The organism is Nocardiopsis sp. MT53 (assembly GCF_019598965.1).
Classification (GTDB): Bacteria; Actinomycetota; Actinomycetes; order Streptosporangiales; family Streptosporangiaceae; genus Nocardiopsis; species Nocardiopsis changdeensis.
Window position 1 is genome coordinate 5,510,407 of the sequence record NZ_CP080599.1, and the last position, 14,962, is coordinate 5,525,368.

Here is a 14,962-nt window from a genome sequence, read left to right on the forward strand (position 1 = left end):
GGGGATGGACGATCTGCGCCACCTGTGGAACACCGACACCGTCTGGTTGAACACCGCCCAGTACGGGGTGCTGCCCGCCACCACCCGGGCCGCGCTGGCCGAGTACCTCGACTCCTGTGCGGCGGGCACGGGTGATCCGGCCCGGTGGGGGCGCACCACCGGGGAGGCCCGCCGGCGCCTGGGCGCCCTGTTGGGTGTGCCCGGGGGTGACGTCGCGTTGGGTGCGGCCGCCTCGCAGCTGTTGGGCACGGTGGCGGCGTCCCTGCCGGGGTCGGCGCGGGTGGTGGTGCCCGAGGGGGAGTTCGCGTCGGTGCTGTTCCCGTTCCAGGCGCGGGGGGTGCGGGTGCGCACGGTGCCCCTGGGCCGGTTGGCGGAGGCCGTCGGTGAGGGGTGTGAGGCGGTCGCGTTCAGTGTGGTGCACCCGGGGACGGGTGCGGTGGCGCCGGTGGCCGAGGTGGTGGCGGCCGCCCGGGGGGCGGGTGCGCTGGTGGTGGGGGATGCCACGCAGGCGGCCGGGTGGTTGCCGTTGGACGCGTCGGGGTTCGACGTGCTGGTGGGGGCCGCCTACAAGTGGTTGATGACGCCGCGCGGGCTGGGGTACGCCTACCTGGCGCCGGCGGTGCAGGAGCGTATGGGGGTGGTGCCGGGTGCGGGGCCGGCCGCGGCGGCGGATCCGGTGGACCTGTTCGCGGACCGGTTCGTGCCGGCGGCGGGGGCGCGCCGGTTCGACACCTCGCCGAACTGGGTGGCGCACACCGCGGCGGTGGCGTCGTTGGAGGTGCTGCTGGGGGCGGGGGTGGACAGGGTGCACGCCCACAACGTGGGGTTGGCGGACCGGTTCCGGGCCCGGTTGGGGTGGGGGCCGGGCGGGTCGGCGATCGTGTCGGTGGAGGTGCCGGGGGCGCATGAGCGTCTGGCGGCGGCGGGGGTGGTGACGACGGTGCGGGCGGGGCGTACCCGGTTGTCGTTCCACCTGTACAACACCGAGGAGGACGTGGACCGGGCCGCCGAAGCGCTGGTGTAGGCGGGGCCCGCGGTCAGTGGGCGCGGGCGGGGACGGGGATGCGGTCCAGGTCGTGGGCGAGGGTGAGGGGGCCGTCGTACTCCTGGGCGGCCTGGGCGGTGAAGAGGGGGTCCTGGTCGGCGTCGTAGCGTTCGGAGATGTGGGTGAGGACCACCGAGCGTGCGCCGGCCTGGGCGGCGATGCGGCCTGCCTGGCGGGCGGTGAGGTGTCCGTAGGGTGCGGCGAGGTGTTCTTCGGAGTCCAGGTAGGTGGACTCGATGACGAGCAGGTCGGCGCCGCGGGCGAGTTCGACGGCCTGGGGGCAGGGGGCGGTGTCCATGACGAACGCCATGACCTGTCCGGGGCGGGGTCGGGCGCAGTCGGCCAGTTCGACGCGGTGGCCGTCGGGGGCGGTGACGTGTCCCTGCCGGTGCAGTTCTCCGATGAGGGGGCCGGTGATGTTGTGGGCGGCGAGTCGGTCGGGGAGCATGCGCCATCCGTCGGGTTCGGCGATGCGGTAGCCGTAGCAGGGCAGGGAGTGGGTCAGCGGCAGCGCGGTGATGCGCAGGTCGTCCTCCCCCAGGAGGCTGGTGCCGTCGCCGGAGACGGGTTGGGGGACGATGCGGGCGGTGTCGTGGAAGGCGGTGGCGTGGCGCAGCCGTTCGAAGTGGTCGGCGCCGGCGGCGGGGTGGGCGACGGGGACGGGGTGGGGGACCTGGTCGCGGGCGATGCGCTGGATGATGCCGGGCAGGCCCAGGCTGTGGTCGCCGTGGAAGTGGGTGATGCAGATGCGGGTGATGTCGGTGGCGGACAGGCCCGCGGTGCGCATCTGGCGTTGGGTGCCCTCGCCGGGGTCGAAGAGGATGCCGTGGGTGTCCCAGCGCAGGAAGTAGCCGTTGTGGTTGCGCCGTGGGGTGGGGACCGCGCTGGAGGTGCCCAGGACGGTGAGTTCGCGTGCCGACATGGGGTGCATCCTGCCACGGCCCGGGGGTGGGGGGCGCGTGGTTTTCAGTGGGTCGGGCCCGGGCGGGGGGTCGGGGCCAGGAGAGCGGCGAGCACCAGGGGGGCGACGGTCTGGTAGCCGATCCACACCTCGCCGCCCAGGGTGCCGCCCTGGTGGGTGATGAACAGGCCGGTGAGGGCGGTCAGGACCCAGCCGCCGTCGTAGCAGGCCATGAGCTTCAGGAGGGTGGGCATCGGGCGGGTGCGCGCGCAGGCGATCTCGATGACGCCGCCGGCCAGCAGGGCCAGGCCGGAGGCGGCCATCAGCCAGGTGGGGACGCCGAGCAGGGCGCCGAGGGGGGCGGCTCCCAGGGTGAAGGCGGCCCCGAGCAGGGTCTTGACGGCGCCGTCGGCGATGACCCCCGCCGTGAGCGGTGACGCGGTCCTGTTCGGTGCCATGTTCGGTCCCCTTGTTCGGTGTCGACCCGACCACTTCGGTAATCAGATTATGGCAATAATGAGATTATGAGAATGACGAGGGGCCAGACCAAGGAACGCAACCGCCGCGCCCTGTTGGAGGCGGCCCGGGAGGTTCTCGCCCGGGACGGCCACCGTGCCCGGCTGGAGGAGATCGCCGACCGGGCCGGTCTGACCACCGGTGCCGTCTACTCGCTGTTCGGCAGCAAGGACGGCCTGGTCACCGCCTTGGTCGCCGAGCACCTTCGAGGGGACTACGAGGAGGCCGAGCGGGAGATCGGCGCCGATCTGGACCTGGTCGGGGCGGTCGGGGCGTTCGCGCGCCTGTACCTGCACGGCTGCCGGGGGTCCCGGGCGAGGTCGGACCTGGCACTGCAGGCGGCCCTGATGGACATGGCCCTGCGCGACGAGGCGCTGCGCTCCCGGCTCGCCGAATCGATCTCCGCGCAGGAGGAGCGCCTGGCGGCGCTCTTCGCCGGCCGCGACCACGGCGGCGCCCCGGTGGGGGCCGGTCGGGCGCGGCGTTTGGCCACGGCGCTGCGGGCGCTGCTGGTCGGCCTGGGCCAGGGCGTCGTGCTCGGCCTGACCCGGGCCGATGAGCGGTTCTTCGCCGACGCCGCCCGGGCCCTGGTGTGCGACGCGGTGCTGGAGGGGCCCGGGCCGGGGGTCAGCGCAGGTGTTCGAGGGCCTGGGGGGTGAGGTCGGCCGGGGTGGGGTAGCCGTTGACGGCCATGAGCAGGTCGGCTTCGGCCAGGAGGGCGCGCAGGGTGTGGACGAGGCCGGGGACGCCGCCGGCGGCCAGGGCGTAGGCGTAGGGGCGGCCCACGGCGACGGCGGTGGCGCCCAGGGCGAGGGCTTTGACGATGTCGGTGCCCGAGCGGATCCCGGAGTCGAAGATGACGGGCAGGTCGGTGGCGGCGGCCACGGCGGGCAGGCAGCGCAGGGCGGGGATGCCGCCGTTGGCCTGGCGGCCGCCGTGGTTGGAGCAGTAGATGGCGTCGATGCCGGCGTCGGCGGCGCGGCGGGCGTCGTCGGGGTGGCAGATGCCCTTGACGATGAGCGGCAGGTCGGTGAGGGAGCGCAGCCAGGGCAGGTCGTCCCAGGTGAGGGGGTTGCCGAAGAGTCCGGCCCAGGTGGCGACCACCTGGTCGGGGGTGGGGTCGGGGCCGACGATCTTTTGGAAGACGGGGTCGGAGGTGTAGTTGGCCAGGCAGTGGCCGCGTAGTTGGGGGAAGTTGGCGGTGGCCAGGTCGCGGGGGCGCCAGCCGGTGATCCAGGTGTCCAGGGTGACGACGATGGCCTTGAATCCGGCCTGTTGGGCGCGGTGGACGAGGCTGGCGGCGAGGTCGCGGTCGGTGGGGGTGTAGAGCTGGAAGAGGCCGGGGGTGTCGCCCAGGTGGGGGGTGACCTGTTCCATGGGGTCCTGGGTGAGGGTGGAGGCGATCATCGGTACGCCGGTGGTGGCGGCGGCTTGGGCGGTGGCGATGTCGCCGTGGTGGTCCTGGGAGCACAGGCCGATGACGCCGACGGGGGCCATGAGCAGGGGTGAGGGCAGGGTGATGCCGCACAGGTCCACGGACAGGTCGCGTTGGGCGGCGCCGACGAGCATGCGGGGGTACAGGCCCCAGTCGTTGAAGGCGCGGGTGTTGGCGTCCTGGGTGTGTTCGTCGCCGGCGCCGCCGGCGACGTAGGACCACAGGGAGGGGGGTAGGGCGTGGCGGGCGCGTTCGGCGAGGTCGGTGAAGGTCATGGGGTGGTCGGGGAGGACGCCGGTGAGGCCGTTGAGGTAGATCTCGAGCTGGTAGTCGCCGTAGCGGGGGTTCATGGTGGGGTCCTTGCACAGGGGGTGTGGTGTGGTTCACACCATGCAAGTTGACATGTGGGTGTGTCAAGAGTGGGTGCGGGAGTGGTGGCCGCCGGCGGTGCGGGGCGGTCAGGGGGCGGTGCGGCGTGAGCGCAGCAGCGGCAGGAACACCTCGGCGATGTCGGCGCGCACGCGGTCGGCGTCTTGGGGGCGCTCGCCCAGGACCCAGTCGACGACCAGTTCGTTGGCGGCCCCGACCAGGGCCAGTGCCTGTTTGCGGAAGGGGCGCTCCACCAGGCGGCCGCGGGCCGCGCCGCGGGCGTAGGCGGCATCGACCAGGTCGGCGATGGTGTGGCGGGCGGTGCGGCGGCGCTCCTCCATGGCGGGGCTGACGCCCACGCTCTCCACGGAGATGATGCGGACCCGGCGCGGGTCGGCCATGACGAAGTCGAGGTAGGCGCCCAGGGCGGCCATGACCTGGTCCTCGAAGTCCTGCCGGGTGTCCAGGGCGGTGGCCATGGCGGTCAGGGCCCGGTCCAGGAGTTCGTCGTACAGGGCGCGCAGGGCGGCCTCGCGGTCGGCGAAGTGCTCGTAGAAGTAGCGGTTGGTGAGGTGGGCGCGGGCGCAGATCGCGCCGACGGTGGCGGCGCGGAAGCCGGTGGTGGCGAACTCCTCCAGGGCGGCGTCCAGCAGGCGGCGGCGCCGGGCCTGTTGGCGTTCGTCGGGGGTCATGCCCCGCCAGGGGCGCACCAGTTCCACCCGGGGTCGTGTCATGGGTTTCACGGTAGCGCCCCTTGCGGGGGCGGCGCCGGGTCCGGCGGTGCGGGGGGTGTTCAGGGGGCGGGGCCGGTGGTGAGGCCGGCGCGGTGGGCGATGAGGGCCAGGTGGACCCGGCCGTGGACGCCCAGGCGCAGGCGCAGGGAGTCCAGGTGGGTTTTGACGGTGCTGGGCGCCACGTCGAGCAGGCGGGCGATGTCCCGGTCGGTCTCGCCGTGTCCGACCAGGGCCAGGACCTGGCGTTCGCGGGGGGTCAGGGCCCGGATCCGGTCGCGGTCGCGTTCCTGTTCGCGGGTGCGGGGGCCGTAGTGGCGGTGCAGGACGCGGCGGGCCACCGGCGGGGACAGGAACGCGGCGCCGGTGGCGGCCGCGAGCAGGTCGGCGGGATCGCCGGTCTTGAGGACGAACCCGTCCACGCCGATGTCCAGGGCGGTGTCGATGTTCTCGTCCTCGCCGAAGAGGGTGAGCATGACGATGGCGGTGCCGGGGAGGCGGGCGCGGATGCGGCGGGCGGCGGCCAGGCCGTCGGTGCCGGGCATGCGCACGTCCAGCAGGGCCAGGTCGGGGCGGTGGCGCAGGCACCGGTGCAGGGCCTGGTCGCCGTCGGCGGCCTCGGCGACCACGTGCAGGTGCGGGTCGGCGGCCAAGATGGCGCGCAGTCCGGCGCGCATGAGGGCGTCGTCGTCGGCGAGCAGGACCCGGATCCGGTCCATCCCTCCCCTTTTCCCGTTCCCCCTTGTGGGGAAGGGTAGCGGGCCGGGGCGGGTCGGGTGTCTCCCCCGAAAGTGGGGGGTGCTCCCCCTCTGGGGGCCCAGGCGGCGGCCCCCGGCCCGGGCCTAGGTTCGGGCCCATGGTTGCCGAGGCGGGTGTGCGTGTGGTCGTGGTGGTGTCGGCGGTTGTGGCGTTGCTGATGTGCGCCGTTCCGGTGGCGGGACGGGAGGGGGAGGTGCCGGCGGGGCTGGGCGGGCGGGTCGACGCGCATGTGGAGGAGTTCCGGGAGCGGCAGGGGCTGGGCGGGGTCGCGGTCGTGGTGGTGCACCGGGGGCGGGTGGTGCACGCCGCCGGGTACGGGCGTGACGCGCTGGGGCGGCCGGTGAGCGCGGACAGTGTGATGCCGGTGGCGTCGCTGTCCAAGTCGATGACGGCGGCGGCGGTCCTGTGGATGGTGGAGGAGGGGCTGTTGGGGTTGGACGATCCGGTGGTCGAGCACCTGCCGGCGTTCGACCCGGTCGATCCGCGGGGGCGGCGCATCACGGTGCGCCACCTGCTGGAGCAGACCTCCGGGTTGGCCTCGCAGGGGTTGTTGTCCCCCGACCGTGCGCACAAGGAGTCCTTGGACGACGCGGTCCGGATCCTGTCGGGGATGGGGTTGGCGGCCGAGCCGGGTACCGCGCACCGGTACTTCAACGGCAACTACTGGTTGGCGGCGGCCCTGGTGCAGGAGGTGGCCGGGGTGCCGTTCGCCGACGCCCTGCGGGATCGGGTGTTCGCGCCGCTGGGCATGGGGGACAGCGCGTCGGTGCCGGCGGGGGCGGCCGTGGAGGGCATGGCGCCGGGGCACCTGCGCGTCCTGGGGATGCGGCCGGTGCGCGGGCTTCCGCCGGACCTGTCCACGGGGTCGGGGGAGGTGGTCTCCACCGCCCGCGACCTGGGGCGGTGGCTGGCCCCCTACACCGGTGCGGGCCGGTCCGCGTCGGGGGAGGTGTTCCTGTCCGAGGCGTCGGTGCGGGAGGCGCTCGCCCCGGGTACGGCGGGGGGCGACTACACGCTGGGGTGGCGGCTCTTGGACGACGGCCGGTGGGCGCACGGCGGCACCGAGTACTCCCACCTGGCCCAGCAGCTGCTGTCGGCGGACCGGGAGTGGGGGGTGGCGGTGCTGGACGACACCTTCTCCTACCTGGACACCGCCTACCCCCTGGCCGCCGGGGTGCTGGACCTGGCGCAGGGGCGCGAGCCGGCGCCGCGGCCGCCCGCCAACCTGTACCTGGACCTGGCCCTGGGGGCCGGGGTCGCCTCCAGCGCGGTGGTGGGCGCGGTGCGGTTGCGTCGGGCCCGGGCCTGGGGCGGGCGCCTGGCGGTGCGGCCGCGGTGGCGTGCCCTGGTGGCTTCGGTGCCGGTGCTGGTGCCCGCGGGGGTGGTGGTGTGGCTGGTGGTGTTGGGTGCGGCCTCGGGGGCGCATCCGCGCACGGTGTGGGCGGTGCTGTCGGGGGGCCTGGTGCCGGCCGGTGCCATGGTGTGGCTGGCGGTGGCCGCCCTGTCGGGGGTGGTGGTGGCCGCGGTGCGCTGGCGGGCCCGGGCGCGGGCTGGGGCGGGTCAGGTGTAGGCGGCCAGGGCGAGGGTGGCGGTGCAGGTCAGGGCCAGGGTGAGTGCCAGGGTCAGGAGCAGGTCGCGGCGCAGGCGGCGCCGGTCGGCGGTGGGGGCGGGGGGCTGTTCGGCGGGGAGCGTGGTGGCGGGGGCGTGGTGGGGCAGGTGGGCGCGCACGGCGAACCCGTCCCCGTGGGGGCCGGCGTGCAGGGTGCCGCCCAGGGCGCGGGCGCGTTCGCGGGCGGCGGCCAGGCCGGTCCCGCCGCCGGGGGGCTGGGGGGTGCGGCGGGCCGCGGTGTTGGCGACGGTGACGTCGGTGGCGTCCGTGTTGGTGTGCACGCGGACGGTGACCGGGGCGTCGGGGGCGTGGCGGGCGGCGTTGGTCAGGGCCTCCTGGACGATGCGGTGGACGGCGCGGGCCACCGGGTCGGGGGCGCCGTGGCCCCGGTCCAGGTCGGTGTGGACGTCCATGCCGGCGGCGCGGGCCCGGTCGAGCAGGTCGGGCAGGTCGTCGGCGGGGGTGGCCTCGGGGGTGTGGGGGTGCAGGACGCCGATCACCTGGCGCAGGTGTTCGGTGGCGCGGGCGGCGCCGCGGCGCAGTTCGGCGGCGGCGGCGCGGGCCTGGTCGGGGGTGGGGTCGGGGGCGACCTCCAGGGCGGCTGCGCGGACCGCGAGCAGGCCCAGGTCGTGGCCCAGGGAGTCGTGCATGTCGTGGGCGATGCGGGCGCGTTCGCGCAGCCGGGCCCGGTGCTCCTGCTCCTGTTGCCGGTGGCGGGCCAGCAGGTCCAGGGCGCGGCGGTGGGCGCCCACCGCCCAGGGCAGGGCGACGTACAGGGGCAGGGCGGCGACGGCGTCGGCGCTCAGGGGTGCGGTCCCGGTGAGGGCGGCCGCGGCCAGGGCGAGGGTGAGGGCGGCGGCGCCGGCCAGGTGGCGCGGGTGCAGGGCGGTCCCGGTGCGGCCGCAGCGGTAGGCGAGCAGGCAGGTGGGGATTCCCAGCAGGGGGGTCACGGTGGTGGCCGCGGCGGCCAGGGCCAGGGCGGTGAGCGGGGCGCGCGGGTGGGTGAGGGCGGCGGTGACGCCGGTGGCGGCGGCCAGGGCGGCCGCGGCCGGGGGTGTGTCCCACAGGGCGGGCAGGGCACAGGCCAGGGCGGTGGGGGCGGTCCAGCGCGGGTCGGCGTACCAGGGGGCGCGGGGGTGCTCGGTCATGGGTTCACGCTAACCCCGCCCCTGGGTTCAGTGGTGGCTGTACCCATCGCGTTTTCGCACCCCGGGGGCGGGGCGGGGTGGGGGTGCCAACGTTATGCGGCCGCACTGTCCCACTTATGTAGCAATACAAGATGTACATCATTATAAGGCCCACTTATCGTGAGTCAGGATTCCGGGGTTTCCGGGCGCCTCCGGGGTCAACGTAACTCGATACGTTTTATGGGTTACGTTTCCAACGAAACGTTATTGGGCGGGGGTGGGAGAGCCCCGCCCCGGACCGCTGTGGGCGGGCGGGGCGGGCCTCAGGCGCGGTGAGCCGAGACCTCCTCCTGGGCCTGGCGCACGATGCGGGCCAGGTGGGAGTGGTGGGCGCCGGGCCAGTACACGCGCTCGCAGGCCGGGCAGCGGGCGAAGGCGTCGTAGGCGGCGCGGGTGCCCTCCTGCAGGTCGCCGGCCACCTGCCCCTTGTCGGTGTGGACCAGCACGCCGTTGCAGGCCGGGCAGCGCGTCCACGGGTCCAGGTCGGGGGCGAACCGGTGCAGGACCTCGCGCAGCTGCTCCTCGGGGCGGGTGTTGCGCACGTGGGCGCCCGCGCGCAGCCCCGCGCGGGAGAGCAGGCCGCGGTCGCGCGTGAGCAGGACCCGCTCCTCGGCGTTGGCCTGCCGGAACAGCGAGGGGTCGTCGCGGTCGTTGTCGTAGGCGGTGTCCAGCCCCAGCAGGCGCAGCCGCCGGGCCAGGGTGCCCAGGTGCACGTCCAGCAGGAAGCGCAAGGGGAAGGGGACCGCCTGGGGCAGGGGCAGGGGCGGGACGTCCACGGTCTGCCCGGGGGCGGGGATGGTGCCGGGCCCGGCGGGGCGCCCGTCCAGGAGCAGCGTGCCGACCTCGGTCATGGGCACGCCGTGCGACTGGACCACGTGGGCCAGGGTGGAGGTGGAGTCGGCGCGCGCGTGCAGGGTCCCGCCGCGGTGGCGCGGGGCCAGGAAGAACCGTAGTTCGGGTGCGAAGCGCAGTTCCAGGGTGGGTTCCATCGGCCGAGTATGCCACCGCGCCGGCCCCGCCCACCTCCCCTTTTCCGGGGGTCGGCGGCCCCGCTTATTCCAGTGCTAGAATAGTGGGTGTGGAGCTGACACCCGCGGAACTGACCGTGCTGGGCCTGGTCGTGGAGCGCCCCCGCCATGGATACGACCTGGAGCAGGTCATCGAGCGGCGCGGCATCCGCCGCTGGACCGACATCGGGTTCTCCTCGATCTACTACCTGCTCGAGCGGCTCCACAAGCGCGGACTGGTCCACGTCCCCCGGGCTCCGGACGCCGCCCGGTCCCGCCGCGTCTTCCACGCCACCGGCGCCGGGCGCGAGGCCGCCCGGGCGGGGGCGCTCGCCCTCATCCGCGGCCCGGCCCCCGCCGCCCACCCGGTGCTGGCGGGCATCGCCCACCTGGACCTGCTCACCCCGGCCGAGTACACCGCGGCCCTGGGCGAGCGGCTGGCCGCACTACAGGAGCGCATCGCCGCCGTCCGCGCGGCCCAGGACGCCCAGGAGCCGCTGCCCCGCGCGGCGCGCGAGGTGTTCTCCTACTCGCTGAGCCTCATGGAGGCGGAAAGGACGTGGCTCGCCGCGCGGGCCCGGGTGCACGATGACCGCTAAGACCGACTTCAAGAAGACCCTGGACTCCTACAGCGCCCGGGCCGGCCACTTCCGGGTCCTGGACGTGCCCGAGCTGCGCTACCTGATGATCGACGGCCACGGGGACCCCAACACCCCCGCCTTCGCCGAGGCGGTCCGGGCGCTGTACCCGGTGGCCTACAAGCTCAAGTTCGCCGCCAAGAGGGAGCTGGGCCGCGACCACGTCGTCATGCCCCTGGAGGGCCTGTGGTGGTCGGGCGACATGGACGCGTTCACCACCGCGCGCGACAAGTCGCGGTGGGACTGGACCCTGATGATCATGGTCCCGGACTGGACCGGGCAGGACATGTTCGCCGCCGCCGTCGCGCAGGCCGGCGCCAAGAACGCCCCCGCCCGGCTGGAGGACGTGCGGCTCGCGCCGCTGAGCGAGGGCCGGTGCGTGCAGACCCTGCACGTGGGCCCCTTCGACGAGGAGGGCCCGGTGCTGGAGCGGATGCACCGCGAGTTCATCCCCTCCCAGGGGCTGCGCCTGGGCGGCCGCCACCACGAGATCTACCTCAGCGACCTGCGCAGGACCGCGCCCGCCAGGCTGCGCACCATCCTGCGCCAGCCCGTGGTGGAGGACGGCGGCCGCGCCTAGCCGCACCCGGGTGCGGCCAGGTGCGGCCAAGGCGTTGCGCTCCCGGGTCCGGGGCACCATGATCTGCGGGTGATCATCGACAAGGCCATCTACCGGCACGGGTCGCGCCGGGAGATCGACGGCGACATCAGCGACGCGTTCGACCTCGAACGCGGTGAGACCGAGGACTGCTTCCTGTGGATCGGGCTGCACGAGCCCACCGCGGAGGAGTTCACCCTCATCCAGGAGGAGTTGGACCTGCACCCCCTGGCGGTGGAGGACGCCCTCGAAGCGCACGAGCGACCCAAGATCGAGCACTACGGCGAGACCTCGTTCGTGGTGGTCAAGACCCTCTCCTACGACGAGCGCGCCTTCGACGTCGAGGCGGGGGAGATCATGCTGTTCGTGGGCACCGACTTCATCGTCAGTGTCCAGCACGGCCCGGCCGGCCCCCTGGACGGGGTGCGCGAGCGGCTGGAGAAGGACCCGGACTTCCTGCGCCTGGGTCCGCCCGCGGTGCTGCACGGGTTCATCGACGACATCGTCGACCACTACGGGGTCATCGGGCACAAGGTCGAGACCGACATCATCGCCCTGGAACAGGAGGTGTTCCGGCCCCGCGGCGAGGACGTCACCGAGGAGATCTACCGGCTCAAGCGCGAGGTGCTGGAGTTCCGCAGGGCCGAGGGCCCCCTCATCCCCGTCCTGCAGGAGATCGTCAAGGGGCGGATGACGCAGTTCTCCTCCACCCGCGAGCACTTCCGGGACGTGCTGGACCACCTGCTGCGGGTGGACGACCTGGTCGACGCGCACAACGAGCTGCTCACCAGCGCCCTGACGGCGCACCTGGCGCTGCTGGGCAAGGAGCAGAACGAGGACGTCCGCAAGATCTCCTCCTGGGCCGCGGTCATCGCCGTCCCCACGATGATCGCCGGGTTCTACGGCATGAACTTCGACAGCATGCCCGAGCTGCACTGGGACTACGGGTATCCGCTGATGATGGCGGTGATGGTGCTCATCAGTGTCCTGATCTACCACCGGCTGCGCCGCAACCGGTGGCTGTGAGCCCCGGCCTCCGGGGGTGGGGTCCCGCGGGACCCCACCCCCGGGCGCGTCCCGGAGGAGGGCCCGTGGCCGCGTGCCGCCCGCTGAGGGCCGTCCGGCGCTCGGCAAGCGGGGTCCGCGGGGACGCGCTCTAGACGCGGACGGCCGCGTCCAGGGGCAGGTGGGGCCAGGAGGCCACGTCGCGGCGCAGCTGCCGGTCGTGGGTGGCCACCACCACCGCGGCCGCGGTGGCGCCCAGCCCCTCGGTGAGCTCCTCCACCAGCGGGATCGACAGGTGGTTGGTGGGCTCGTCCAGCAGCAGCACGTGCGGGCGCTCGGCCAGCGCCATCGCCAGGTCCAGGCGGCGCTGCTGGCCCATGGACAGCTCGCCCACCGGGCGTGAGGCGTCGGCGGCCGGCAGCAGCCCCAGCGAGGACAGCGGCACCGCCTCGCGGAGGGCGCCGCGGCCGACCAGGTCCTGCATCCGGGCCGCGAACACCTCGTGGGCGCGGCGCGAGGGCGCCTGCGGCGACTCCTGGGCGAGCAGGCGCACCCGCGTCCCGCGGGCGGTGCGGACGGTTCCCGTAGTGGGGTGCAGCAGTTGGGCCAGGACCGCCAGCAGGGTGGACTTGCCCGCCCCGTTGGGGCCGGTGACCACCAGGCGGTCCCCCGACTCCAGGTGCACGTCCACGGGGTGGTGCAGGCGTCCGGCCACGCTCACCCCTGCGGCGTCCAGCAGGGTCGCGCCCGGGCGGGCGGGCAGGTCGGGCATGCGCAGCCGCAGCGGCGGCGGGGGCATGGTGACGGCGTGGGCCTCCAGGTCGGCGCGCCGGCGGTGGACGGCGCGCACCAGGCCGCCGGCGCGGGTGGCCCGCTGGTGTTTGCCGGTGCCCTTGTCGGGGCGCCAGCCGCTGATGAGCCGGTTCTGGGCGTGGGACAGGTCCTGGGTCAGGCGGGCGTGTTCGGCCTGCTGCTGTTCGTACTCCTCCTCCCAGCGGTCGCGTTCGGCGCGCCGGCCCTGCTGGTAGCCGGCGAAGCCGCCGCCGTGGACGCGGGGGCGGCCGTCGCGGCTGGGGTCCAGGTCCAGGACGGTGGTGGCCACGTCCGACAACAGGGCGCGGTCGTGGCTGACCAGCACCACCCCGTTGCGGTGTTCGCGCAGGCGGGCGGTGAGGAAGTCCAGGCCGGCGGCGTCGAGGTGGTTGGTGGGCTCGTCCAGCAGCAGGAAGTCGTGTCCGGCGCCCAGGAGGGCGGCCAGGCGCACCCGGTAGCGCTGGCCCACCGACAGCTCGTGCAGGGGGCGGGTGCGGTCGGTGACCGCGTCCAGGTGTTCCAGGGCCAGGTCCACGCGCCGGTCGGCGTCCCAGGCGTCCAGGGTCTCGGCCGCGGTGAGCGCGGCGGTGTAGTCGGTGTCGGCTCCGGGTTCGCCCCGGGCCATGCGGGCGGCGGAGGTGTCCAGTGCGGCCAGGGCGGTGCGGGCGTCGGCGAGTTCGATGTCGATGAGGTCGCCGACGGTGCGGCCGCCGGTGGTGTGCATCTCCTGCTCGGCGTAGCCGAGGGTGCCGATGCGGCGGACGGTGCCGCGGTCGGGTTCCAGGGCTCCGGTGAGTACCTGGAGCAGGGTGGATTTGCCGCGGCCGTTCTCTCCGACGACGCCCCAGCGCGAGCGGGGGGTGACGGTCATGTCGACGCCGGCCAGGACGGGGCGGCCGCCGCGGGCGACGTACAGGTCGGTGGCGGTGAGCTGGGCGCGTTCGCCGGCGGGCGCGGCGGCGGGGTCCAGGGTGGGCATGTCTCTCCTCGTGTGGGGGCTCGACCCGTGTGGGCGGGGAGCCTCCCGGTTCCTCTGACGGTGGACCCGTGCGAAGGCGGGGTCCGGGTACGCATGGGGCACCCGCGGCCACGCCGGGCGTGGGGCGGGTGTGCGTGGGGCCGTTAGAGGTAGAGGACGTACTGCATGTCGTCCAGGGTAGGCGGTGGGGGGTGGGGGTGGCCAGTGGTTTTGCGGCCCGGGGGCGGGGGCGGGGCCCTGGGGGCGGTGCGGGTGGCGGTTTCGGTGTCGGGTCGCTCACGTGGCCGCGGCGGCCTCAGCGGGGGTGGACCTCGCGGGGGCCGTCGAGCCAGGGCAGGGTCTGGGCGATGAGGTCGGCGGGGTAGCCGAGCGGGATGCGGGAGGCCTCCTCCAGCCGGTCCAGGGTGTGGGGGGACAGGGTGGTGTCGGCGGCGGTGAGCAGGTCGGTGAGCTGGGCGTCGGTGCGCGGGCCCAGGATGGGGTGGACGGGGTCGGGGCGCGAGAGCAGCCAGGCGATGGCGGCGGGGGCGTCGCCCACGCCTTCGTCGGAGGCGGCCTCGTGCAGGGTGCGGGCCAGGGCGCGTTCGTGTTCGGTGAGGTCGGCGGGGTCGACGCGGCCGGTGGCGGGGGCGTCGGGGTGGGCGAAGCGGCCGGACAGGAGACTGCCGCCCAGGGGGCTGTAGGCGGCGGTGCTCAGGCCCAGGGTGCGGGCCATGGGCAGGAGTTCGCGTTCGATGTCGCGGCGGGCGAGGCTGTAGGGGACCTGGAGGGCGCTGAAGGGGGTGCGGTCGCGCAGGTCGGCGCCGGTGTTGGCGGCGGCCACCGCCCAGGCGGGCAGGTTGGAGGCGCCGGTGTACAGGACGGTGCCGGCCCGGACGGCGTCGTCCAGGGCGCGCATGGTCTCCTCGACGGGGGTGCGGGGGTCGTGGCAGTGCACCCACAGCAGGTCGATGTGGTCGGTGCGCAGGCGGCGCAGGCTGCGTTCCAGGGACAGGCGCAGGGATTTGCGGTGGGATCCGGCGGTGAGCGGGTTGGCGGGGTCGGCGGGCAGGGTGAACTTGGTGGCCAGGACGAAGTGGTCGCGGCGGGTGCCGTGCAGGACCCGGCCGAGGATGTCCTCGCTGTCGCCGTAGACGGGGGCGGTGTCGATGACGTTGCCGCCGGCGTCCTGGTAGCGGTCGATCATGCGGGTGGCCTCGGCGGTGGTGGTGAAGCCCATGGTGCCCAGGAAGAGGTCGCTGACGCGCAGGCCGGTGCGGCCCAGGGTGCGCAGTCGCATCAGGGCTCCCGGGGGTCGGTGGTGGTGTGCATGGGGTCAGTCTGGCGGGCGCGGGGTCCGGCGCGGAACCCGTTCGGGGTCGCGGTCTAGG

General features: G+C 74.6%; 15 protein-coding genes. 6 read left to right on the forward strand and 9 right to left on the reverse strand.

The window, feature by feature from the left end:
• The first annotated feature begins 4 nt into the window (after positions 1 to 4).
• Entirely contained in the window at positions 5 to 1,024 is a 1,020-nt protein-coding gene (locus tag K1J57_RS24365; protein ID WP_220560964.1) for an aminotransferase class V-fold PLP-dependent enzyme, read from the forward strand.
• Positions 1,025 to 1,037: 13 nt separating this feature from the next.
• On the opposite strand, the gene K1J57_RS24370 is transcribed toward K1J57_RS24365, so the two are convergent.
• A complete protein-coding gene (locus K1J57_RS24370) occupies positions 1,038 to 1,967 on the reverse strand; it encodes a ribonuclease Z (protein ID WP_220560965.1) in 930 nt (309 codons plus the stop codon).
• A gap of 44 nt (positions 1,968 to 2,011) precedes the next feature.
• Positions 2,012 to 2,404 (reverse strand): hypothetical protein, encoded by a 393-nt coding sequence (locus K1J57_RS24375; RefSeq protein ID WP_220560966.1) that lies wholly within the window; start codon positions 2,402 to 2,404, stop codon positions 2,012 to 2,014.
• Between the two features lie 66 nt (positions 2,405 to 2,470).
• Between K1J57_RS24375 and K1J57_RS24380 the strand changes: the two genes are divergently transcribed.
• Complete coding sequence (locus tag K1J57_RS24380) at positions 2,471 to 3,121, forward strand: TetR/AcrR family transcriptional regulator (RefSeq protein ID WP_255646564.1); 651 nt, start codon at positions 2,471 to 2,473, stop codon at positions 3,119 to 3,121.
• On the opposite strand, the gene K1J57_RS24385 is transcribed toward K1J57_RS24380, so the two are convergent.
• The 3 genes from K1J57_RS24385 to K1J57_RS24395 form a co-directional block, all read right to left on the reverse strand.
• Positions 3,090 to 4,247, reverse strand: coding sequence for an alpha-hydroxy-acid oxidizing protein (locus K1J57_RS24385; RefSeq protein ID WP_220560967.1), 1,158 nt, complete (start codon positions 4,245 to 4,247; stop codon positions 3,090 to 3,092). The two genes, K1J57_RS24380 and K1J57_RS24385, sit on opposite strands and share 32 nt — an antisense overlap.
• Positions 4,248 to 4,355: 108 nt before the next feature.
• A complete protein-coding gene (locus K1J57_RS24390) occupies positions 4,356 to 5,000 on the reverse strand; it encodes a TetR/AcrR family transcriptional regulator (RefSeq protein WP_220560968.1) in 645 nt (214 codons plus the stop codon).
• A gap of 59 nt (positions 5,001 to 5,059) precedes the next feature.
• Positions 5,060 to 5,716 (reverse strand): response regulator transcription factor, encoded by a 657-nt coding sequence (locus K1J57_RS24395; protein WP_220560969.1) that lies wholly within the window; start codon positions 5,714 to 5,716, stop codon positions 5,060 to 5,062.
• A 137-nt stretch (positions 5,717 to 5,853) separates the two neighbouring features.
• On the opposite strand from K1J57_RS24395, the gene K1J57_RS24400 reads away from it, so the two are divergent.
• Positions 5,854 to 7,326 carry a serine hydrolase gene (locus tag K1J57_RS24400; protein ID WP_220560971.1) on the forward strand — a complete coding sequence of 491 codons (1,473 nt, stop codon included), beginning with the start codon at positions 5,854 to 5,856 and terminating at the stop codon, positions 7,324 to 7,326.
• On the opposite strand, the gene K1J57_RS33670 is transcribed toward K1J57_RS24400, so the two are convergent.
• Together K1J57_RS33670 and K1J57_RS24410 are read right to left on the reverse strand one after the other, a co-directional pair.
• A complete protein-coding gene (locus K1J57_RS33670; protein ID WP_255646565.1) occupies positions 7,317 to 8,513 on the reverse strand; it encodes a sensor histidine kinase in 1,197 nt (398 codons plus the stop codon). The two genes, K1J57_RS24400 and K1J57_RS33670, sit on opposite strands and share 10 nt — an antisense overlap.
• A 302-nt stretch (positions 8,514 to 8,815) precedes the next feature.
• Positions 8,816 to 9,541, reverse strand: coding sequence for a Mut7-C ubiquitin/RNAse domain-containing protein (locus K1J57_RS24410; protein WP_220560972.1), 726 nt, complete (start codon positions 9,539 to 9,541; stop codon positions 8,816 to 8,818).
• 89 nt (positions 9,542 to 9,630) lie between these two features.
• Between K1J57_RS24410 and K1J57_RS24415 the strand changes: the two genes are divergently transcribed.
• The 3 genes from K1J57_RS24415 to K1J57_RS24425 all read left to right on the forward strand — a co-directional run bounded on the left by K1J57_RS24415 (position 9,631) and on the right by K1J57_RS24425 (position 11,821).
• Complete coding sequence (locus K1J57_RS24415) at positions 9,631 to 10,158, forward strand: PadR family transcriptional regulator (RefSeq protein WP_255646566.1); 528 nt, start codon at positions 9,631 to 9,633, stop codon at positions 10,156 to 10,158.
• Entirely contained in the window at positions 10,148 to 10,777 is a 630-nt protein-coding gene (locus tag K1J57_RS24420) for a GyrI-like domain-containing protein (protein WP_220560973.1), read from the forward strand. The genes K1J57_RS24415 and K1J57_RS24420 overlap by 11 nt, the downstream gene beginning before the upstream one ends.
• Positions 10,778 to 10,846: 69 nt before the next feature.
• Positions 10,847 to 11,821 (forward strand): magnesium and cobalt transport protein CorA, encoded by a 975-nt coding sequence (locus K1J57_RS24425; protein WP_220560974.1) that lies wholly within the window; start codon positions 10,847 to 10,849, stop codon positions 11,819 to 11,821.
• A gap of 130 nt (positions 11,822 to 11,951) precedes the next feature.
• On the opposite strand, the gene K1J57_RS24430 is transcribed toward K1J57_RS24425, so the two are convergent.
• The gene (locus K1J57_RS24430; protein ID WP_220560975.1) at positions 11,952 to 13,592 is read right to left on the reverse strand and encodes an ATP-binding cassette domain-containing protein; all 1,641 of its coding nucleotides are present in this window, start codon (positions 13,590 to 13,592) and stop codon (positions 11,952 to 11,954) included.
• Between the two features lie 295 nt (positions 13,593 to 13,887).
• Complete coding sequence (locus tag K1J57_RS24435; protein WP_220560976.1) at positions 13,888 to 14,871, reverse strand: aldo/keto reductase; 984 nt, start codon at positions 14,869 to 14,871, stop codon at positions 13,888 to 13,890.
• Positions 14,872 to 14,962 lie beyond the last annotated feature (91 nt).